Origin of the sequence: Affinirhizobium helianthi (assembly GCF_042680945.1) — a bacterium.
Lineage (GTDB): Bacteria > Pseudomonadota > Alphaproteobacteria > Rhizobiales > Rhizobiaceae > Neorhizobium > Neorhizobium helianthi.
Genome location: NZ_JBHUEQ010000003.1, coordinates 398107 through 417457, shown reverse-complemented (window position 1 = coordinate 417457; position 19351 = coordinate 398107). Strand labels below are relative to the sequence as shown.

Annotated in this window: 21 protein-coding genes; 10 read left to right on the top strand and 11 right to left on the bottom strand. The window is 56.4% G+C overall.

The annotated features are described in order from the left end of the window. Positions 1–35 precede the first annotated feature (35 nt). On the bottom strand, positions 36–2588 hold the full coding sequence (locus tag ACFSE1_RS02535; protein WP_377396076.1) for an HWE histidine kinase domain-containing protein: 2553 nt from the start codon (positions 2586–2588) through the stop codon (positions 36–38). Beyond that, positions 2561–2905, bottom strand: a complete 345-nt coding sequence (locus ACFSE1_RS02530; RefSeq protein ID WP_377396073.1) for a biliverdin-producing heme oxygenase — start codon at positions 2903–2905, stop codon at positions 2561–2563. The genes ACFSE1_RS02535 and ACFSE1_RS02530 overlap by 28 nt, the downstream gene beginning before the upstream one ends. Positions 2906–3339: 434 nt before the next feature. Between ACFSE1_RS02530 and ACFSE1_RS02525 the strand changes: the two genes are divergently transcribed. Beyond that, positions 3340–4476 (top strand): AI-2E family transporter, encoded by a 1137-nt coding sequence (locus tag ACFSE1_RS02525; protein ID WP_377396575.1) that lies wholly within the window; start codon positions 3340–3342, stop codon positions 4474–4476. Here the strand turns inward: ACFSE1_RS02525 and ACFSE1_RS02520 are convergent. After that, a complete protein-coding gene (locus ACFSE1_RS02520; RefSeq protein WP_377396070.1) occupies positions 4473–4934 on the bottom strand; it encodes a GNAT family N-acetyltransferase in 462 nt (153 codons plus the stop codon). The two genes, ACFSE1_RS02525 and ACFSE1_RS02520, sit on opposite strands and share 4 nt — an antisense overlap. Before the next feature lie 84 nt (positions 4935–5018). On the opposite strand from ACFSE1_RS02520, the gene ACFSE1_RS02515 reads away from it, so the two are divergent. Further along, entirely contained in the window at positions 5019–5444 is a 426-nt protein-coding gene (locus ACFSE1_RS02515; protein WP_377396067.1) for a hypothetical protein, read from the top strand. Between the two features lie 50 nt (positions 5445–5494). On the opposite strand, the gene ACFSE1_RS02510 is transcribed toward ACFSE1_RS02515, so the two are convergent. The 3 genes from ACFSE1_RS02510 to ACFSE1_RS02500 all read right to left on the bottom strand — a co-directional run bounded on the left by ACFSE1_RS02510 (position 5495) and on the right by ACFSE1_RS02500 (position 7982). Then, a complete protein-coding gene (locus tag ACFSE1_RS02510) occupies positions 5495–6631 on the bottom strand; it encodes a DUF2336 domain-containing protein (RefSeq protein WP_377396064.1) in 1137 nt (378 codons plus the stop codon). A 161-nt stretch (positions 6632–6792) separates the two neighbouring features. Further along, a complete protein-coding gene (locus ACFSE1_RS02505) occupies positions 6793–7398 on the bottom strand; it encodes a flavin reductase family protein (protein ID WP_377396061.1) in 606 nt (201 codons plus the stop codon). Beyond that, entirely contained in the window at positions 7398–7982 is a 585-nt protein-coding gene (locus ACFSE1_RS02500; RefSeq protein WP_377396059.1) for a nitroreductase family protein, read from the bottom strand. The genes ACFSE1_RS02505 and ACFSE1_RS02500 overlap by 1 nt, the downstream gene beginning before the upstream one ends. Before the next feature lie 94 nt (positions 7983–8076). Between ACFSE1_RS02500 and ACFSE1_RS02495 the strand changes: the two genes are divergently transcribed. Further along, a complete protein-coding gene (locus tag ACFSE1_RS02495; RefSeq protein WP_377396056.1) occupies positions 8077–9042 on the top strand; it encodes a hypothetical protein in 966 nt (321 codons plus the stop codon). Between the two features lie 65 nt (positions 9043–9107). On the opposite strand, the gene thrS is transcribed toward ACFSE1_RS02495, so the two are convergent. The 3 genes from thrS to ACFSE1_RS02480 all read right to left on the bottom strand — a co-directional run bounded on the left by thrS (position 9108) and on the right by ACFSE1_RS02480 (position 12077). Continuing rightward, entirely contained in the window at positions 9108–11129 is a 2022-nt protein-coding gene (gene thrS, locus ACFSE1_RS02490; protein ID WP_377396053.1) for a threonine--tRNA ligase, read from the bottom strand. 119 nt (positions 11130–11248) lie between these two features. Beyond that, on the bottom strand, positions 11249–11629 hold the full coding sequence (gene yidD, locus ACFSE1_RS02485; protein ID WP_377396050.1) for a membrane protein insertion efficiency factor YidD: 381 nt from the start codon (positions 11627–11629) through the stop codon (positions 11249–11251). 4 nt (positions 11630–11633) lie between these two features. Beyond that, entirely contained in the window at positions 11634–12077 is a 444-nt protein-coding gene (locus tag ACFSE1_RS02480; RefSeq protein WP_377396047.1) for an iron-sulfur cluster assembly scaffold protein, read from the bottom strand. A gap of 278 nt (positions 12078–12355) precedes the next feature. Between ACFSE1_RS02480 and folE the strand changes: the two genes are divergently transcribed. From folE to ACFSE1_RS02465, 3 genes are all read left to right on the top strand, one after another. Next, a complete protein-coding gene (gene folE, locus ACFSE1_RS02475; protein ID WP_377396043.1) occupies positions 12356–12964 on the top strand; it encodes a GTP cyclohydrolase I FolE in 609 nt (202 codons plus the stop codon). A 16-nt stretch (positions 12965–12980) separates the two neighbouring features. After that, positions 12981–13439 (top strand): phosphoribosyl-AMP cyclohydrolase, encoded by a 459-nt coding sequence (gene hisI, locus ACFSE1_RS02470; protein ID WP_377396040.1) that lies wholly within the window; start codon positions 12981–12983, stop codon positions 13437–13439. A gap of 105 nt (positions 13440–13544) precedes the next feature. Then, complete coding sequence (locus ACFSE1_RS02465) at positions 13545–14504, top strand: patatin-like phospholipase family protein (RefSeq protein ID WP_377396036.1); 960 nt, start codon at positions 13545–13547, stop codon at positions 14502–14504. 35 nt (positions 14505–14539) lie between these two features. Here the strand turns inward: ACFSE1_RS02465 and ACFSE1_RS02460 are convergent, their stop codons facing one another. Both ACFSE1_RS02460 and ACFSE1_RS02455 read right to left on the bottom strand, forming a co-directional pair. Further along, complete coding sequence (locus ACFSE1_RS02460; protein WP_377396573.1) at positions 14540–14974, bottom strand: CBS domain-containing protein; 435 nt, start codon at positions 14972–14974, stop codon at positions 14540–14542. Between the two features lie 106 nt (positions 14975–15080). Beyond that, entirely contained in the window at positions 15081–15878 is a 798-nt protein-coding gene (locus ACFSE1_RS02455; protein WP_377396033.1) for a rhomboid family intramembrane serine protease, read from the bottom strand. A gap of 156 nt (positions 15879–16034) precedes the next feature. On the opposite strand from ACFSE1_RS02455, the gene ACFSE1_RS02450 reads away from it, so the two are divergent. From ACFSE1_RS02450 to ACFSE1_RS02435, 4 genes are all read left to right on the top strand, one after another. Further along, on the top strand, positions 16035–16562 hold the full coding sequence (locus tag ACFSE1_RS02450; RefSeq protein ID WP_377396030.1) for a PAS domain-containing protein: 528 nt from the start codon (positions 16035–16037) through the stop codon (positions 16560–16562). Between the two features lie 98 nt (positions 16563–16660). After that, the gene (locus ACFSE1_RS02445) at positions 16661–17266 is read left to right on the top strand and encodes a PilZ domain-containing protein (protein WP_377396027.1); all 606 of its coding nucleotides are present in this window, start codon (positions 16661–16663) and stop codon (positions 17264–17266) included. A 544-nt stretch (positions 17267–17810) separates the two neighbouring features. Continuing rightward, positions 17811–18419 (top strand): transglutaminase-like cysteine peptidase, encoded by a 609-nt coding sequence (locus ACFSE1_RS02440; protein WP_377396025.1) that lies wholly within the window; start codon positions 17811–17813, stop codon positions 18417–18419. Positions 18420–18558: 139 nt separating this feature from the next. Further along, on the top strand, positions 18559–19308 hold the full coding sequence (locus ACFSE1_RS02435; RefSeq protein WP_377396023.1) for a hypothetical protein: 750 nt from the start codon (positions 18559–18561) through the stop codon (positions 19306–19308). The last annotated feature ends 43 nt before the right edge of the window (positions 19309–19351 follow it).

Sequence of the window (19351 nt, the reverse complement as noted above, 5' to 3'; positions counted from 1 at the left end):
CCGGCTTGATCGGAACGGGCGGCTTCAATGCCGCCCTATTTCGTTGCATCTTTCGCCGCCAGAACACGCAGTAAAGCGCTCATCAGCGCGGCAGATTCATAAGGCTTTCGTACGACGGGAGCGGCGAAGCTTGCAGGCACGATGGAGCGATCACTATAGCCGGTGGCAAACACGAAGGGCACGCCACGACGCACCAGCTCTTCTGCAACGGGCAGAGATGTGCTGCTGCCAAGGTTGACATCCAATATCGCGACATCAGGCGTGAAACCTTTCAGGCGGCGCAGCGCCTCATCCGCAGATGGCGCCGTCGTCACCTTCAACAGACCGTTTTCGGCAAGCATCAGTTCAACATCCGCCGCAACAAGCATCTGGTCTTCCACCAGCAGCAATTCGAGATTGGCCAGCAGATCGATGATCTCGCGCGTTGATGCAGCATTCAGGTCGGTTTGGTCGGATGGTTCGGGGTCGTCGCCGCCCTGCACGTGCTTGGCGGGAATGACGAAACGCGCCGAAAGGCCTTCCAGATCGTAACTGATCATGCTTTCGCCCGCCAATTCGTAAGGGATGCTCCGATCGATCAGTATCGTTCCAAAGCCTGCACGCAACGGCTTGCTGACAGGCGGACCACCCGTTTCCTTCCAAGTCAGTTCCAGATCGCCGGTCTCGAGCCGATGCCATTGGATATCGAGATGGCCACCGCTTTCCGACAGCGAGCCATACTTGGCTGCATTGGTCGACATCTCATGCAGGACCAAAGCCATGACGGAAAAGGCGCGGCTGTCGAGCCATAGGTCTGCCCCGGTCAGTCTGACTGTCCGATGCTCGCCGGAATAGGGCTTCAGCTCTGCTTCCAGCAAATCCTTCAGAGATCCACCATCGGAGCCACGCACCACCTGATCATGCGCAAATGAAAGCGCCTGGATGCGGCCTTTAAGCGTGGCAACATACTCTCCAATATCACGGCCTTCCCGGACCGGATGACCAACCAGCGCCTTTATGACCGCCAGGATATTTTTGACGCGGTGGTTCAGCTCCTCGTTCAGCATCCGCTGCCGGACATCGGCCTTGCCGCGCTCGTCGGCCAGCAGCTCGTTGTGATGCAGGATGACCTCTACGAGAACTGCCCGGATGGCATCTGCAATCTCGCGTTCTCCGTCCGTCCAACGCTGCGCTTTCAGGTGCACAGTCTCCTTCCAGATCGCGAAGCTCTTGCGCGGCGTCAAGCGGTCTCCCATCGGGCCGCTTTCATAGGTCTTGTCCGGGTTCCCGGCCCAATTAAGCGTCTGCACCAATTCCCGTCGGAAGAAGAACAGATAATCCTTTGGTCTCTGAGACAGCGGAATTGCGAGAAGACCGGACACATCGACCGCAAAGGTCGCGGCTTCTGGCAAGTGAAGGGAAAGCTGGTCCGTCGCCCATATCCTTGCGTTAGAAACCTGCCCCACCAGTTCGGCGACATTGGGTATGAGTGTGAGCGGTGGCACCGCACCGTGGCCTGTCCATGCGCCGTCCAGCCACAGACCCACGCCATCACACGGCATGATGCGGGAAAACTCCAGCAATGAACCGCGTAGCAATTGGCTGATATCGGCAGTTTGCGACGCTGATTGCAGCAGACGATCCAGCGAACGACGTGCGCTCTGCGCCGTATCCAAGATCTGCTTTTGCTTGAGTGCGCTGAGGTGAAGCGAGAAAAACTCGCCGAACATCTCCGCTGCAACGCGCTGCTGCATGGCCAGCGCGCGGGGCGAATAGTGATGGCAGGCGATCAACCCCCAGAGTTCTCCGTCCACCACAATCGAAATCGACATGGAAGCAGCCACGCCCATATTGCGTAGATATTCGCAATGAATGGATGAGACGCTGCGAAGATGCGCGTAGGAGAGATCGACAGGCGGCTCGTCCTCACGAAGCGGCGGCACGAGGAATACGCGCTTGTCACTGGCGTCCGAAATCACGCGAATGGTGTTTTTCAGATAAAGAATGCGAGCTTGTTTGGGTATATCGCTTGCCGGGAAATACTGGCCCTTGAAGCTCTCAAGATCCCGCCGCTTGTGTTCACTGACCACCTTGCCAGCCCCATCATGCTCAAAGCGGTAGATCATGACGCGATCATAACCAAGCATCGCGAAAATGAGGCGGGAAGATTTTTCAACCAGCTCGTCAATGCTGGAAATGGAACGAATGCGGCTGATCAGCATCCGCGCAGTTTCCAGCGGTTGATCAGATTGCATGGCGTTTGGTTCGAATTCGATAATCGCACCCTGCTCCGTGCGATGAACGGCAGCATCGAAGAGCCCTGCCGGCAGGGATAGGCCAAGCCGCAGCGCGGAGCGTGAAGGATCATCGCTTGTTGCCAGCGCATTGCGCAGCGTATGCGCAACATCAGAGCCAACAGCATCCTCCAGCCTCAGTTGGACAAGATTTTCCGGAACGCCCAGAAAGCTGGAGATATTGCTGGAGTGACGCAGGATAACGCCTCCACTGCCATCGCACATCAGAAGCGCGCCATGGGCCTGAATGCTCCCAGGAATATGGATCGGCTCTCGGTCGCAATTCGTCAGATCGACCGTCGGGGCATCATGCATTCACAGTTTCCTTGGAAGGCGCGTTCTGCCAGACCGAAAGCAGATCTGGACGCCTCGACAACCTTGTTCATATCGACGTTCGGCGCAGCATCGAGAATTTCAAGAAATCTCCTGAAGCCATCGGAGTGTGCCTGCCCCGCCAGATGCCGGGCGCCAAATTCTTCGTTTAATCCTAGCTCTTTGGCGCGCACATACAAAATGCGTGCCCCCAGAGATGAGCCTTCCAGAACGTAGAGCGCACCCAGCAGAGTTTCCAGATCAAATGCCTCTGAAATATTCGTATGTTGATGTACGGCAGTTACATTAAGATCACGCATATCGGCTATGATAAGCGGGCTGATGGGGGCCGGACGCCATACACCGAACGGATCTGGCCATGTCGCACGAACGAGGCTTTGCTCCAGCGGCTGCCTGAAGGCAAGCAGCCCTAGGAGATAGGTCTGATATTGCTCCAGTGTTTGGAACGATCCGACAGCCGCGTCCACGGCAGCATGATGAGTTGATGTGCGCTCCCGCAGAAGGAAGCGGCGTGCCGATGGGGACATTTTAGGGAAGATGCTAAGTTGACGACGGTCTTATTTGTAGCGCATCTGCGCCTTACGGCAAGGTTGAATTTCCGTTATAGCTAAAAGTGACGCCTTCTTTCCCCTATATGCGGGTGAACAGAAGGTGCGAACAGGGATGACAGTGAAACGTGCGTAATACTGAAAAACCTAAGGCAGAACCGCGTTGGCTCGGGCCGGTTGCACCCATGCGCATGGCGTTGATCCCATCGATTTCCGCAGCACGCTGGCTTCTGGTGCTCATCGTATTCGCCGGAATCTATTTTTTTCACGGCTTTGTGATTCCGGTTCTTGCAGCACTTGTCATCGGCTTTGCCAGCTGGCCACTCTACAAAGATCTTCTGCGACGAATTGGCGGTAATACGACAATCGGCGCAACAATCGCGATCATCTGCGTTCTCAGTTTCATCATCATTCCCATCAGCATCGCTCTCAGCTACGCGATTGGCGAGTTGAGGGATTGGATTGGCTGGACCATTCAGATCAATCGGGTCGGCTCACCGCCGCCCGTCTGGATCGTGCAGCTTCCCATAATTGGCGACTGGCTCTCACTGCAATGGGAACGCCATATCGGTGAACCCGGTGCCATAGGCGAGCTGGTGCAACTCGTCAGTGGCGCCAATATCGGCAATATCTATCGCGCCGTCATTGCAGCGGGCGACGGTGCCTTTCATCTGTTGCTCACGCTTCTTTTCATGCTGATCGCGCTTTTCTTCGTCTATCGCGATGGCGCCTCCTTTGCGCGACAGATGGATATGCTCGGCGAGCGCATTCTGCCTTCACGCTGGGAGAGGATTTCCCGCGTTGTACCGGCCACCATTTCCTCGACCGTTACCGGCATGACGCTGATTGCGATTGGCGAAGGTATCGTGCTTGGTATCGCCTATTGGATTGCCGGCGTCCCATCGCATGTCACTTTGGGTGTCATTACGGGTGTCATGGCTCTGATCCCAGGTGGCGCACCCCTCTCCTTCACCCTGGTTTCTCTCTATCTGGTCGCCAGCGGCTCTCTGTTTGCGGGCGTCGCACTCTTTGTCTGGGGGGCTGTTGAGCTTTTCATCGTTGACAAGACCATAAGGCCGAAGCTTGTCGGCGGGCCGATCAAGCTGCCCTTCCTGCCAACCTTCTTCGGCCTTGTTGGCGGCGTTAAGACGCTCGGCTTCCTGGGCTTGTTCATTGGGCCAGTCCTGATGGCATTGCTCGTCGCCATCTGGCGGGAATGGATGCGTGAGATCGAGCTTTCAAGCGGACCCGACCTCGTGGAGATCGCAAGCGCGGAAGCCGCTCAACCACCTGCAGATGCAGCCAAGGCGAAAACGCCTTAACCGAGGCTCTTCTGCATGAAAATACTGAGGGGATCGAGCTTGTAGGAGCCGAAAGGCTCGATTTCCACGAAACCGGCCTTGCGGTAAAGATTGATTGCCTCAGGCTGATAGATGCCGGTCTCAAGCCGCATCACTGAAACTCTGTGGTGCCGAGCTTCGGCCTCCAACGCATCCAGAAGCCGTTTTCCGAGGCGCAGCCCACGTGCGGCTTCGTCAACGTACATGCGCTTGATTTCGCTGGTATCGTCGTTCGAGCGCACCAGAGATGCGCAGCCCAAGATCTCTTCGCCTCTTCTGGCCACGAAAAAAGAGACGTTTGCCATCTCCAATTCCTCGATGGGCAGCATATGGTTGCTCTCCGCCGGATAGAGGGAGGCGGCATAGGCATCCGACAGGGCTAGGAGACGCAGCACCCCGTCTTGGCGTGGGCTTTCTCGGCGAATAACAATCTCTTCCATCTGCCTGTCTTCTCGGTTCCCTGCCTTCACAAAGGCATGATCTTTTCATTACTCGTCAGCCTGTTAAAGGCTGAGGGTTCATTCATGCTTACTGCAATGGTTATGATGACGATACTGGGTTGCGATGATGGCGTTACAGATTGCCAATATGTGGCCACACTAAAAAAGCGCTGGACCACCATTGAACGCTGCAATGCCGTTTCCGAAAAGGAATTGGCCAATTTTGCCAATGTTTCCTTTCCGGTTGTCATTGCCGTCTGCCAGAACCCGGCCGTTGCCGAGACGAAACCCGCCCAGACAGCACCCGCTTCGGAAGCGAACGGATCAGGACCACCCCATCCGGAACCGACAGAGCAGCAAATTCTGGCAGAGGAGCGTTCCCTCGGCCAGAAAGCAATCGAACACGTCTCGTCGATCCTGCCATCGAAAGACAGTGTTCAGAACCTTCTGCATGGCCCAATACGTGTCATTGAAGACGGATATTCCTGGGTAGCGAAGCGGTTGAGATAGGGCATGCCCGCCCAGATCGACAACAACGGCTCTGCCGTCGCTGTCCCGGCTCAGGCGGCGATAGCCGCCTCTTCCACCATGTAACGGGCAAGATCACGTTCTTCCTGCCGCTGCATCGTCTCCACCATGTCGAGAAGTTCGTTTACGGGGGAGTAGTCATCCACTGTCCGTGGGTAGCGCTCAATCAGCTCGCGGCAGATGCTTGATTGGGCCCAGGCAGTCGCATCCTGCAAACGTTCCCGCCACAGCATGGTGGCCGCAACAAAAACCTCTGCAATATCGCGGGAAAGACCGCAGGATTCGTAGAGAGCTCGGGCGGCATAATGGCGTCCGGTTGCCAGAATGGAGCGAACGCGCCGTTCATCGACGCCGGAAAGATCCATGATGGCTGCGGCAAAGAACTCAATGCGCCCGCTGCACAAAGCGTGCATCAGGAAAGCTGGAGTGAGACGACCATCTTCACGCATCTGCGCAACCAGATACGGCATTTCTTCCGCACCAGCCTGACTTGCAACAGCCAGTGCGGCCAGTGTGCCGGCCTCGCGGGTGATATGGGCGATCCGTGGTGCAGACAGGGTGGATTGCACCAGCCATGAACCCGCCAGCGCCTGGCTAACCTTGTGAACCAAAAGATCGCGCACCTCAGGTGGCAGATCTTCCCGGCACAGAAGAAGGTTGCGTATTTCTGCATTCTGGCCGTGACGCTCGGCAATTCGGCGCAGGGAGTATCTGGTAATGTCAGCTGTCTCATTCTCCAGCAACAACATCACCTCCCCCGCGTCACCAACTTCCGCTATCGCGGCTGCGACGCCACGGGATAAATCCGGGCGGCTTGCAATGATTGCTCTGGTAACGCCCGTTCCACGGCCGACAAGATCGACGAGGTCCATCTCGCTGAGAACCGGAGACATGGTCAGTACCGGGCAGGCCACATCCGGCTGATCCTCTGCAAGCGCCAGAACGATACCCCGTGGTGCGAAATCACACTCTGCAAGGGTCTCAGCAAGCGCCATGCGCACGGACGGCGCCGGATCATCCAGCAGGTGGATCATCGCATGCAAGGCAGCCTGTCTCTGCGGGTCGGTGTCGCTCAGTCGAAAGAAAGCGGTGCACAAAGCCTTGGCAGCGCGCGCTCTATCGGATGCGACCGCAGTTTCGGACCAGGAGAGAAACGCTTCAATGATCACTACACACCCCAACCGGCTCAAGCGCTGAGTCGCTCGAAACTTACCCTAGTGTGATGCTAGCGGGAAATAGTTTACGATCGGTTCACCATATGCGTTAAGCATACCGGCAAGCGATTGCAAATATTAGTATTATTGAAGCGAAGCGGGTGCTGCCATGACTTTCAGCGCTGCGGGCGATCCAGCTGGAAAACATCGCTGCCGCCATCGCAGTAATCCATGTAGCCCATCCGCGCGATCGGCCTAGACAGGCTCATATCGATGCGCCCGTCCCTGACGATATCCTCGCTGATGTGAATGCCGACAACCTGACCGAAAACCATGACGGAGTCGGACGACGCACCATTCAATGCCTTGGGCTGCGAAATCTCCGTCACCTGGCACTCCAGCACAGCATAAGCCTCCTTCACGTAAGGCGCGCGCACCAAGCGTCCCCATTCCGCCGTGAGGCCCGAGAGTTCGAACTCGTCGACGCCGTAGTCGACCGGCGCCGACGACGCATTCATACGCCCCACCAGATTTCGGCTGACGAGGCTTGCGGTAAACGCGCCCGTTTCCTCTGCATTCCGACAACTGTGCTTGCGGCCACTGGAGGAAAACATCACGATTTTCGGATGGTCCGACACGATATTGAAGAATGAGTAGGGCGCAAGGTTGATTGAGCCGTCCGCGCCCCGACTGCCGATCCAGCCGATAGGCCGAGGCGCAACGATGGCCTTGAACGGATCATGTGCCATTCCATGCGCATTCTCGGCTGCCTGGTAAAACATCACTCGTCTCCACCGACCCAGCTGACGATTTCGGAAAGCTCTGGACGCGGGCGATCCGTCTGTGGAAAGCTTGTGGAACCAATGTGGATAAATCCGGCCACTTTCTCGTCCCCGGCGATGCCAAGCACGCCCTTGGCACCGTCATCATAGGCAATCCATTCACTCAGCCAGTTGGCTGCGTAACCATGCGCATTAGCAGCCATGAAAAGGTTCAGGCAAACCGCACCCGCCGACATCTCCTGCTCCCAGACCGGGATTTTCACATGCGGCGCTGCCTTGCTGACCACAGCAATAACTACCGGAGCGCGCGTGAGTCGGGCCAGCTCCACATTCCGAAGTTCCGGGCTAAGATCTGGCGTCTTCGCCAAGGCGATTTTCAGCAGCTCCTCCCCCAGGCGGACACGCTCTTCGCCGCGATAGACAATGAAGCGCCAAGGCGCCAGCTTGCCATGATCCGGCACGCGTGAAGCCAGGGTCAGGATGGACAGGATCTCTGCCTGCGATGGGCCGGGTTCCGTCATCTGCAAGGCCGGAATGGATCGGCGGGTACTCAAATAGTCGAACAAAGGCTTTTGAATGGGCATTGCAGCGTCTCTATGCGTGGGTTGATCTTGAAATTGCCGCGTGGTTGGTTTTGAAGTGGCCTTGGTAAGTCAAAGAGTCAACGGTCGGCATCCCATGAGCGCAGTTTCCCGGACGGCTATCTTGCTCACACTGAGCAGCGCCAGCCTATTTGCGCCCTGCGCTCTGTCGCAAGATGCATTCAAAACCTTCAAGCAATTGGACAGCACGGCAAAAATGCCGAAGCTGAACGCCTTCAGCGGCACGACTGCACGCACCGCACCCGCTGCGCGTGACGTGATGCTGGAAGCAAAATTGACCGCCGATGGCGCTCCCATGCAGACCGGACTGACCTGGCGCGTATTCAGCCCAAACCCGGGAGCCGATGGGAAGCTGCCGCTGATTGCTACATCGGAAGGTGGAGCTGCACATTTGCAGCTTGCACCGGGCGATTATTTTGTGAATGTCGCGTTCGGGCGCGCCGGCATTACGAAACGCCTTTCCGTGCCTGAAAACGGCGAAATCAAGAAGCAGTCCTTCGTTCTGGATGCGGGTGGTCTGGTTTTGAACGCGGTGGCAGGCAGCGATCAGAGAGTGCCAGTCAACAAGCTTCGCTTTTCCATTTACTCGGTCGATGCCCGTGAAGATGGCGAAAGAGCCCTCGTCATGGCCAATGTTAAACCGAATACGATCGTTCGCCTCAATACGGGCACCTATCACGTCGTTTCGGAATACGGAGACATCAACGCAAGCGTGCGTGCAGACATTCAGGTTGAAGCTGGCAAACTGACAGAGGCTACCCTTCAGCATCGAGCAGCGCAGATTACGCTCAAGCTCGTGTCTCAGGAGGGCGGTGAAGCCATTGCCGATACGGCCTGGTCGGTCTTGACGGCGGGCGGCGATGTGGTCAGCGAAAGCGTCAGTGCCTTTACCACCATGGTTCTCGCCGAGGGTGATTATACGGCGGTCGCCCGCAACAAGGACAAGATCTACCAGCGCGACTTCACGGTCGAATCCGGCAAGAACGCCGACGTGGAAGTTCTCATGAAAGAGCAGCAGGCGACTGACGTCGACGCTGACTGAAGGTAAGCACCAATTCCAGACTGAAAGGCCCGGCATCCTCGTTTAGATGCCGGGCCTTTGCGTTTTTATTCGGCTGCAGCCTTCCGTGCAGCCTGACGACGCTTCACGTCCGGAGGCGTGGCCTCTTGCGAAAGAGACGCCACGGCATCTGCCAGAGACATAGGCGTCTGGGCCTGCGAACCGAGACGACGGATATTGACCGTCCGATTTTCAGCTTCCTGACGACCGCAGACAATGATGACCGGAACCTTGGTGACCGAGTGCTCGCGGATCTTGTAATTGATCTTCTCGTTGCGGAAATCTTCCTCAACGATCAGACCCGCTTCCCGCAGCGTCTCAGCCACTTCCCGACCATAGTCGTCGGCATCGGACGTGATCGTCGCCACCACCACCTGAAGCGGCGCAAACCACAGCGGCATGTGACCGGCAAAGTTCTCGATCAGAATACCAAGGAAACGCTCCATCGAGCCGCAGATGGCGCGATGGATCATGACCGGCTGCTTTTTCTCGGAATTGTGGTCGATATAGAAGGCGCCGAACCGCTCCGGCAGGTTAAAGTCTACCTGCGTGGTGCCGCACTGCCATTCACGACCAATCGCGTCCTTCAGAGTGTACTCGAACTTAGGCCCGTAAAATGCGCCCTCACCTGGCAAAATTCCAGTTTTGATGCGACCGCCGGATTGCTCCTCGATCGTCTTCAAGACCTCCATCATCACGCTTTCGGCGCGATCCCAAAGCTCATCGGATCCGACGCGCTTTTCAGGACGTGTGGAGAGCTTCACGACAACCTCGTTGAAACCGAAGTCTTCGTAGACGGACAGGATGAGATCGTTGATGCGCAGGCATTCCGCTGCCATCTGTTCTTCGGTGCAGAACACATGGGCATCGTCCTGCGTGAAGCCGCGAACGCGCATGAGGCCATGCAGTGCGCCGGAAGCTTCATAGCGATGAACGGTGCCAAATTCCGCAAGGCGAACAGGCATTTCACGATAAGACTTCAAGCCATGCTTGAAGATCTGCACGTGGCCCGGGCAGTTCATCGGCTTGAGAGCGAAGACGCGGTTATCGGCTTCTTCATCCTTGGGGTGCGTGAACGCGTAGGCGGATTTTACCGCAAACATGTTCTCCTGATACCAGCCCCAGTGACCCGAGGTTTCCCAGAGAGAAGCATCCAGAACCTGTGGTGCATTGACCTCTTCATACGTGTTGGCCAAGCGACGGCGCATATAGGAGGTTAGTGTCTGGAACATACGCCAGCCTTTGCCGTGCCAGAACACGACGCCCGGACCTTCTTCCTGAAAATGGAAGAGATCCATTTCGCGGCCCAGCTTGCGGTGATCACGCTTTTCAGCTTCCGCCAGCACATGAAGATACTGATCCAGCTGCTCCTGCTCAGCCCAGGCTGTGCCATAGATACGGGTCAGCATCGGTCGGGTGGAATCGCCACGCCAGTAAGCGCCAGCCACCTTCATCAGTTTGAAGGCGGTTCCAACCTGCCCCGTGGAGGCCATATGGGGGCCACGGCAGAGGTCGAACCAATCGCCCTGGGAGTAGATCTTGACGTCCTGATCTTCAGGAATCGCATCCACCAGTTCCACCTTGAAGCCCTCGCCCTTTTCGGCGAACACGTCCTTGGCCTTCTGGCGGGACCAGACTTCCTTGGTGAAAGGCTTGTTGCGGCCAATAATCTCCTTCATCTTCTTTTCGATCTTCGGCAGATCGTCAGGCGTGAAGGGCCAATCTTCCTGCGTGTCCGGGTGAACGCGCTTGAAATCGTAATAGAAGCCGTTCTCAATGACGGGACCGATGGTCACCTGTGTGCCGGGCCAGAGTTCCTGCACAGCTTCGGCCATCACGTGTGCCGCATCGTGGCGGATCAATTCCAGCGCGCGCGGATCTGCGCGAGTAATGATCTCGATCTTGCCCGGCGTTACGGGGTCAGAGAGATCACGCACCTCGCCATCGATCGCGACGGCAACGGACTTCTTGGCCAAAGACTTCGAAATGGACTCGGCAACCGCAAAGCCGGTTGTGCCCGCGTCATATTCGCGAATTGAGCCATCGGGAAATGTAAGGGAAACGGACATTGTTTTCTCCTGTTATCCAGTCCCGCCAACGAATGCGGGTGGTTAATCGCGCCGCTTCGTGCGGCGTCCAACGCGCGCGTTGATACGCTCGAATGTCCTCGGAGTAAAGTATACGGCGCTTAGCCGTTTATGCTGTCAGTGCCTGCGCTGCGATATCGCCAAGGCGTGAACCAGGTTTGGCGTTTGGCACGCGTTTCCGGCACAGGATCAAGCCCGGATGACCCAAAGGGGCCGCACCGTGCGAAACGGTAGGCGGTCATCCACCCGCCGAACCAAAGGCCATGACGCGCGACGGCCTCGTAACCGAATTCAGAACAGGTTGGAATGAGGCGGCAGGAATTTCCGACAAAGCCAGAGAGTGTCAGCTGATAGAGCCGGATCAGACCCATCCCAATCAGACGGTCCGGGGTTTTTCGGAACGGCCCCTGCCAGTTGCGGCCTTTGCGAACAGGACGGTGATCATCGTTATCGTCTTCCAGATTCTGGCAGTGATGGCACATAGGCTTAACCGGCGATGGCAGATTGTCTGGCTTCAATCTGATCCAGACAATCCACAACAGCATCGAAAGTCAGCATCGTGGAAGCGTGGCGGGCCTTGTAATCCTTGACCGGCTTCAGCACGCGCATTTCCTCGAAGCGGCCAGTTGGCCCCTCCCCATCTTCCTTCAGCATCTTCAACATGTCTGTGCGAGCCTGCCGAATCTCCTCTACCGTTGCACCAACAACAGCGTGAGCCATGGCAGACGAGGATGCCTGCCCCAGAGCGCAGGCACGCACCTGATGGGCGAAATCGGTCACCACGCCGTCCGAGACTTTCAGAAAGACACGCACTTTCGAGCCGCATAGCCGGGAATGCTTCTCGCTTGTCGCATCCGCGCCATCCAGAGTACCGGAGCGCTGTATGTTACCGGCCAGTTCCAGAATGCGATTGTTGTAGATATCGTCCATGGCAAGGCCCAAAATCGAGGTGCAATATCCGCATTTACCGAATGCGTCGTCTCCGCGCCAGATGACTAGTAGCGAAGGCTTCTGTGCTCTATATGATGACGCTGAAACACCGTTCAAGAAACTTGTTTCTCGTGCGGCACAACTTTGCGGGTCGGTCATGTCTTGTAAAAAAAGATCCGACAGGCCAGATAGCGCGTAACGGCTGACTAGGCACTGAAACGCAGCACCAAATCAGCCACGGTCAGGTGCGGCTTTGAACCGCACCAGGAGACGAGATCATGGACGCAATCGTGAAGAATTTTCCGGCAGGCCAGAAACAGCCTCGCCCCACACAACAAGAGGCCGAAGAAGCGATTCGCGTTCTCTTGCGTTGGGCCGGCGACGATCCAACACGCGAAGGGCTGCTCGATACGCCAAAACGCGTTGCCAAGTCCTATCGCGAACTCTTCGGTGGCTATGAGCTTTCACCTGAAGAAGTGCTGGGGCGCACTTTCGAAGAAGTGGGTGGCTACAACGATGCCGTTCTGGTGAAGGAAATCCCCTTCTATTCGCATTGCGAACATCACATGGTGCCAATCATCGGCAAGGCCCATGTTGCCTACCTTCCTCAGGGCCGCGTGCTGGGTCTCTCAAAGATCGCCAGGCTGGTGGAAGTGTTTGGCCGCAGGCTTCAGACACAGGAAAACATGACGGCACAGATCGCCGACGCCATTCAGACCACGCTCAAGCCTCGCGGCGTTGCAGTGATGATCGAGGCGGAGCACATGTGCATGGCCATGCGCGGGATCCAGAAACAGGGCTCCTCAACGCTGACGACGACTTTCACCGGCGAATACAAGGAAAATGCTCAGGAGCAGGTGCGCTTCCTGACCATGATCCGCAAATAACTCCTGCGAGCGTTTCATGACCATCACATTCCCGCCGCTCCCCTCGAGCAAAACCGAACTTGAAGATGCTGGCGCATTTACGCCGCGCTTCGATGAGGCAGGATTGGTAACCGCTATCGTTACCGATTATTCAGATGGCGAGTTGTTGATGGTTGCCCATATGAATGCCGAGGCGCTGGCCCTGACGATAGAGACGGGGATTGCCCACTACTTCAGCCGCTCGCGCAACAAGATCTGGAAGAAGGGTGAAACCTCCGGCAACCTTCAAACGGTGGTGGAGCTTTTGACGGATTGCGATCAGGATGCCGTCTGGCTGAAGGTGCGCGTGGCGGGCCATGATGCCAGCTGCCACACCGGCCGCCGCTCCTGCTTTTATCGTAGCGTAAAGCTTGTCGATGGCCGCGCCATGACGGAGATTGTTGACGGCAAGCGCCACTTCGATCCCCATTCAATTTATCAGGGCAGCGGAACCTGAGGGCATTTGCATCGTTTTTCGGCAACCGGCCCCAAAATGAACGCTTTCTCAACGAGTCTAGGCGCTCAATGTATGTCCGGCTTTTAGCCTGAAGGGCGGTATCGAATGCTGAACTGGACTTGGAATCGCGGCGACCCCGGCGGCACGACCTCTGAAAACAGCGGTGCAAATAGCACGCCTGCTCCACCCGTAGAAACAAAGCCTCGCAAACCGAAGCTTGCGCTTGCCCTCGGTGGGGGTGCTGCACGTGGCTGGGCACATATCGGTGTTTTGCGGGCGCTTGAGGAAGCAGACATAGAAGTCGGCATGATTGCTGGCACATCCATCGGTGCGCTTGTCGGCGGCTGCTATCTTGCCGGAAAGCTTGACGAGCTGGAGACCTTTGCACGCTCCCTCACCATGCGGCGCATTGCCGGCCTGCTGGATCTCACCATTGGCGGTGGCGGCCTTCTGGGCGGTATGCGGCTGACGAAACGGATGCAGGAACATCTGGAAGATGTCGCCATCGAGGATCTCGAACGGCCATTCGTTGCCGTCGCGACCGAGCTTCATAGTGGCCACGAGGTTTGGATCACGAGTGGCTCTCTGATTACCGGTCTTCGCGCGTCCTATGCCCTGCCCGGTATCTTTGAACCGGTAAAGTGCAACAATCGCACACTCGTGGATGGCGCATTGGTCAATCCCGTACCCACCTCAGTCTGTCGCGCCTATGAGCAGCCGCTCGTGGTTGCCGTGAACCTCAACTATGACATTTTCGGTCGATCGGCAGTGGTTAAACACAATGCCAGCGTCCAGCCGGTTCAGCCGGGGCAGCACACGAAGGTGCAAGAGGCCCGCATCGGCGTGCCGGGCGTCATGGTGCAGGCGTTCAACATTATTCAGGAGCGCATCTCTCGCGCCCGCCTGGCTGGTGATCCGCCAGATCTCGCACTCCATCCTCGTCTAAGCGACATCGGCCTTTCGGAATTCCACCGTGCTGGTGAGGCAATAGACCGGGGTTACCAAGAGGCAAAGGCCCGCATCGTGGAACTGAAGCGGATGCAGGAAATCTTTACCCTGACATAATCAGGGCGACGAACACGCATCGCCCTGACCAAAACTCAGCTCGCGATATAAGCGCGGATATGCTCGGCTTCGGTCTCGATCTCCTGAATGCGCGCCTTGACCACGTCGCCGATGGAGATGATGCCGCACAATTTTCCGCCGCTTTCAACCGGAACGTGGCGGAAGCGACCAGAACTCATGATCTCCATCAAATCATTCAGCGAAGTCTCTTCCGTGCAGCGCGTGACGGAGGTTGTCATCGCAGAAGAAACAGGTTTCGAGAGCACGGCCGCTCCTTCGCGCGCCACACAGCGCACGAGATCGCGCTCCGTAAAAATTCCAGCAATACGACCTTCGAGACTGGTGACAACAATAGCACCAATGCGCTTCTCGTTTAAAATAGTGGCCACTTCCTCAATGGTCTTGTCACGCGGCACAGAAACCACGTCGCGGCCTTTTCGATCAAGCATGTGTTTTACGGAGACAGACATCAATTCCTCCTATCGAGCAGCTCTTTCGCTCATCCGCTCCGCGACTCCCCTCGCAGAAGCGAATGTTTAAAGAGTGTGCGCCTGCTTTAAGAAGAAAACAAGGAACTCAGTTTTTCGGGCTCGACTGAGGATCGAAGAGCGCAAAGAGCAAATAGCCGAACAGGAAGCCACCGATGTGGGCATCCCAGGCGACAGCTGCATCTTCTGCACCCAGAACCGGAAGCCCGATGGCGATGGCCACATTGCCGAGAAACCAGATCAACGTGAAAATGAAAACTGTGCGGTTACGCATTGCGCCCGTGATAGACTGGCGCGGCAACAGATGCGCCGGAACTCGGCCAAAGCGTATGCCTTGAGCCGGAAAGGCAAAGCGACATGCCGCACCCATCAAAGCAGAGATGACCCCCGAAGCGCCGATGAGAACCGTCTCCTGCCCCCAGTTCAGCCAGGCGTGAAAGAATGCAGATGCGGCGGCAGAGGAAGCCCAGAAAACCACAAACCGGGCAAATCCGATGCGGCGATAGACAGGCGCGCCAAAGGCCGCCAGCCAAAGACCATTGAACAGAAGATGCTCCACACTGCCATGCAGCAATGAATAGGTCACAGGCGTCCAGAGCCATTCAAGCCCCTGATCTGCCAGCGGATAAACGTAGCGCAGTGGCGTAAATGCCAACTCGAACAGGAAGTAGGCGCGCATTTCATCCGACATCACGGAGTTCGGTATCACGAAAAGCGCGATGAGCAGTATGAGACAGATAACCAGCGGCGAGGGCAAATTCACGATGGGCTGACGCTGATTCCCCTGCCCTGAAGGTGAAGCAGAACGCTCAACCTCTACGCCTGAATGATCATGCCTCCTCTGCTCGCCCTCATCTGACCAAAGTCCAGTCTGCTTCTCATCCATACAACCACCACTTCATTGAAGTAGCAGATTAGCACCTTTCATCTGACACCGCGAGGCGTGACATTGGCCGAAACCAAAGTCGAGTTGGCACGTATTTCGCTACTTGCTGTTTAAGAACAATATCCGCCCTTCAACCGATCAGGAATGGAACAGACCGTGCAACCTCTGGGCAGCCGCAGCAATGAAGTGTTGACCTATTGGCAGAAATTGAGGCGCGGCCGCTCGCTCCCCGTTCGAACGGACCTGCAGCCTGCGGCACTCAAATGCCATTTGCCGGACTTATTCCTGCTTGGCTGGGAAGAAACGAACCTGCAATTCCGTTTGGCTGGCACGCGAATGTGCGACCTGTTTGCCAGGGAACTTCGTCAGACAGATTTTCTTCTGCTCTTCGAATCGGTCAGCCGGGATAGCGTGGTCGAGGCAGCGCTGAACGGCATTACGCTCAGTCAGGCATGCCGAATGGACCTGATGACAGGCGATGGAGCGCATTCTGCGGAATTCGAAATGCTCATTCTCCCACTCATCTCGCCAAGCGGCCTATGCGACCGCATCCTTGGCAGCCTTATTCCACGACCAAGTGTTCACCGCCATGCGACAATCGCCATGGAAAGCTTGAGACTGACTGGCTGGTCCGCTGCCAAAGAGGCTGAGGGCGACAGAATACCAGCCAGCATCAGCCTCTAATCGAAAGTCAGGTCGAATAGACGCCTGCTCCGCGGGTGAACGGTAAATTAACCTGCAAAGCCTATTCAGATAGCTCGTGAAAGACGAGCGAGACACCTATGTTTTCTTTCCAGCCGAGTGCTCAGGCCGCTAAAAAGCCCGCGCCAAACGCGTTTCAACGCGTCACCGTCAACATGACGGGTCGGCTCATGCTCGCCTCCAAAGATGAGTACCCTTGCAATGCAGTGGAGATGTCTCCTGGCGATGTGATGGTGGATTGTGTGGGCACGCCGCGCCTGGGTGAGCGTGTGATTGCCTATATCGACCACATTGGCCGACTGGAGGGGCAAGCCCTGCAGTTGACGCCAAATGGGTTCATCATGTCGATCAATGCGACAGACCGGAAGCGGGAGAAGCTGGCCGCCCAGCTGACATGGCTTGCCAATCGCCATGAACTCGGCCTGCCGGAAGATCGTCGTCACGACCGTCTCGCACCCCGCGTTACACGCGCAGAACTGCGACTGGATGACGGAACTGTCTATGTTGGACGCCTGGTTGACCTTTCCCTTTCAGGTGCTGCGATAGATCTCGAAACCCGCCCGGAAGTTGGCACCCAGGTTTACCTCAACGGAATGCGTGGCCATGTGGTGCGGCATTTTGCTGAAGGTGTCGCCATCGAATTTGCGATGGTGCAGACCCGCGAAAGTCTTCGCTCCTTCCTCTGAAGCCATCGATGGATCACCGCGCCAACAGCCCGGCTCGCGCCGGGCTTTTTCATATTTATCTTTCGATCTCTCCCATCGCCCTCGTTACGCTTTGTTCAGCATAAGAAGCGCCGGACCTGTCCGGAAACGATGCGCCAGCGAATTTTTTTGAGAAAATCGACGGCAATTTTTCCGATGGTTTTGAGCCTTATTCGCTGCAAAATTACTTCAAGATGGACTGAGATGCCTCGCTGAGGGAGCAGCGATTGCACGTTGGCGCCCGCACGGCAATGAACGGACAGCAGCATCGCTGGTCAAGCCCTGGCCTAAAATCCATTTCTTATCAGGACGCTATCCGAAACATGATCGCATTTTCCTAAAAAATGGATCGAACTTGAATTAAATTCACTTCGACATTGACACGTATTCAGTTTTAATTTTCCTCGAATTCGATGCGGATTCTAGGCAGTTTTGAATCAAACAAGCATTTGTTTTTACTGCTGATTTTGTCTCTATTTGAACAGCCCCATGAGACATTCACCCCACCAAAAACGGGGAGAAAAAAATGTCTCGGCTTTCTAGGATCGGATCGCGCCTTGCCGTATTCGGCATCACGCTCTTCGCAGCCCACGCATCTTTCGCCGGCCCGGCCAGCATGCATGTTACTGGCAAGGCCAACCCTCCGATTGGCCACTACGAATTCTGCCAAAGCTACCCCAGCGAATGCATTCCGAGCGAGCCTGACAGAGGCCCCTTGCCGCTGACCGAGGAGCGTTGGCGCAAGATTCTCGATGTAAATTATACCGTGAACACGACCATCAAGCCGATGACCGATATGGAGCTATTCGGCGTTGAGGAGCGTTGGGCCTACCCGACGACTGCGGGCGACTGCGAGGACTTCGTTCTCTTGAAGCGCAAAATGCTCATCAACCAGGGCATTCCTGCCTCCGATCTCCTCATCACCGTCGTACTTCAACCGAATGGCGATGGCCATGCCGTGCTGACCGTGCGTACAGATCGCGGAGATTTCATCCTCGATAACATGCGCAACAAGGTAATGCTCTGGTCCGATACCGAATACACCTATCTCAAGCGCCAGTCGGAACAAAATCCCGGCGCTTGGATGAAGCTCCAGGACGGACGCGCTAACGCGGTTGCCAGCGTACGTCGCTAATTCGAGGCTCCATGAAGAAATGGCGTCGCCCTCCCCGTGGCGGCGCCATTTTTCGTTAAGCCTCTATTAACCACGAAGAAGAATGCTGCACGCAAGGCATCCGCCTTAGGACCGATTCACATGAAGCAGCATTCCGGGCATGGTTGTGACCTCTGAAGCATCCCAAGAACAGTTCGAGCCATTGCTGTCGCGCGCCCTGATCTACAAGGGCGTGGCAGCATTCGCTGCTCTGATGGCGGCTTGCCTGCTCCTGCTGTTTGCGGGCCACTGGTTCGGACAGCGTTTGTCCTTGGCGGGACATACGGCCAGCAACGAGCTTTACCGGATCCGCATTGGGGCCGATACGCTCAGTGTGCCTGCCAACGTCATTCGCCTGCGGGAACAGCGTATGGATGGCAAAGTGGAGCGCCTTTACCTCTACCTGACATGGCCACAAATGCAGGGTTACACAGAGGCGGAAAGAGCGCGCTTCGATGAACCGGGAGAAGCGAGTGCCCTGATATTCCTCGATATTTCCGAGGCAACCATGTCAAGGGACATGTCCGGGCGGCTAGAGCCGATCTATCACCGCCTGATGACCGGTGAAGAAAAGGCCTTCGGATACGGACTGACGCTGCACAAAATGAAAACAGATAGCGGCTATGGCGAAGAAGTGCTCCTGACCGCACCCCGCAAGGATGAACCGGATTATGTGGTCAGATGCGTCCTGCCACACAATCCCGCGGAGGTTACCAGCGCAGATTGTCAGCGTGATGTGCATCTGGGTTCCGGCCTCAGCGTCCTTTATCGCTTCTCATCGAAACATATTAGCGATTGGAAACATATTGATGCCGCGATTAGACAGTTTGTCGGAAATGCGCTCATCCAGTCGCAATCTGAAGACCGCTAGAAGGCAAAGCAAATTGCTAATCCTTCGTTCATCATAAACCTCT

Coding starts and splice junctions, on each gene's coding strand:
- hisI (WP_377396040.1), top strand. CDS start 12,981: ATGACCATCACATTCCCGCCGCTCCCCTCGAGCAAAACCGAACTTGAA.
- ACFSE1_RS02500 (WP_377396059.1), bottom strand. CDS start 7,982: ATGCCCATTCAAAAGCCTTTGTTCGACTATTTGAGTACCCGCCGATCC.
- ACFSE1_RS02455 (WP_377396033.1), bottom strand. CDS start 15,878: ATGGATGAGAAGCAGACTGGACTTTGGTCAGATGAGGGCGAGCAGAGG.
- yidD (WP_377396050.1), bottom strand. CDS start 11,629: ATGTGCCATCACTGCCAGAATCTGGAAGACGATAACGATGATCACCGT.
- folE (WP_377396043.1), top strand. CDS start 12,356: ATGGACGCAATCGTGAAGAATTTTCCGGCAGGCCAGAAACAGCCTCGC.
- ACFSE1_RS02495 (WP_377396056.1), top strand. CDS start 8,077: ATGAGCGCAGTTTCCCGGACGGCTATCTTGCTCACACTGAGCAGCGCC.
- ACFSE1_RS02535 (WP_377396076.1), bottom strand. CDS start 2,588: ATGCATGATGCCCCGACGGTCGATCTGACGAATTGCGACCGAGAGCCG.
- ACFSE1_RS02530 (WP_377396073.1), bottom strand. CDS start 2,905: ATGCGTGATCTTAATGTAACTGCCGTACATCAACATACGAATATTTCA.
- ACFSE1_RS02505 (WP_377396061.1), bottom strand. CDS start 7,398: ATGTTTTACCAGGCAGCCGAGAATGCGCATGGAATGGCACATGATCCG.
- ACFSE1_RS02480 (WP_377396047.1), bottom strand. CDS start 12,077: ATGGACGATATCTACAACAATCGCATTCTGGAACTGGCCGGTAACATA.
- ACFSE1_RS02465 (WP_377396036.1), top strand. CDS start 13,545: ATGCTGAACTGGACTTGGAATCGCGGCGACCCCGGCGGCACGACCTCT.
- ACFSE1_RS02445 (WP_377396027.1), top strand. CDS start 16,661: ATGTTTTCTTTCCAGCCGAGTGCTCAGGCCGCTAAAAAGCCCGCGCCA.
- ACFSE1_RS02435 (WP_377396023.1), top strand. CDS start 18,559: ATGGTTGTGACCTCTGAAGCATCCCAAGAACAGTTCGAGCCATTGCTG.
- thrS (WP_377396053.1), bottom strand. CDS start 11,129: ATGTCCGTTTCCCTTACATTTCCCGATGGCTCAATTCGCGAATATGAC.
- ACFSE1_RS02520 (WP_377396070.1), bottom strand. CDS start 4,934: ATGGAAGAGATTGTTATTCGCCGAGAAAGCCCACGCCAAGACGGGGTG.
- ACFSE1_RS02460 (WP_377396573.1), bottom strand. CDS start 14,974: ATGTCTGTCTCCGTAAAACACATGCTTGATCGAAAAGGCCGCGACGTG.
- ACFSE1_RS02515 (WP_377396067.1), top strand. CDS start 5,019: ATGCTTACTGCAATGGTTATGATGACGATACTGGGTTGCGATGATGGC.
- ACFSE1_RS02440 (WP_377396025.1), top strand. CDS start 17,811: ATGTCTCGGCTTTCTAGGATCGGATCGCGCCTTGCCGTATTCGGCATC.
- ACFSE1_RS02525 (WP_377396575.1), top strand. CDS start 3,340: ATGCGCATGGCGTTGATCCCATCGATTTCCGCAGCACGCTGGCTTCTG.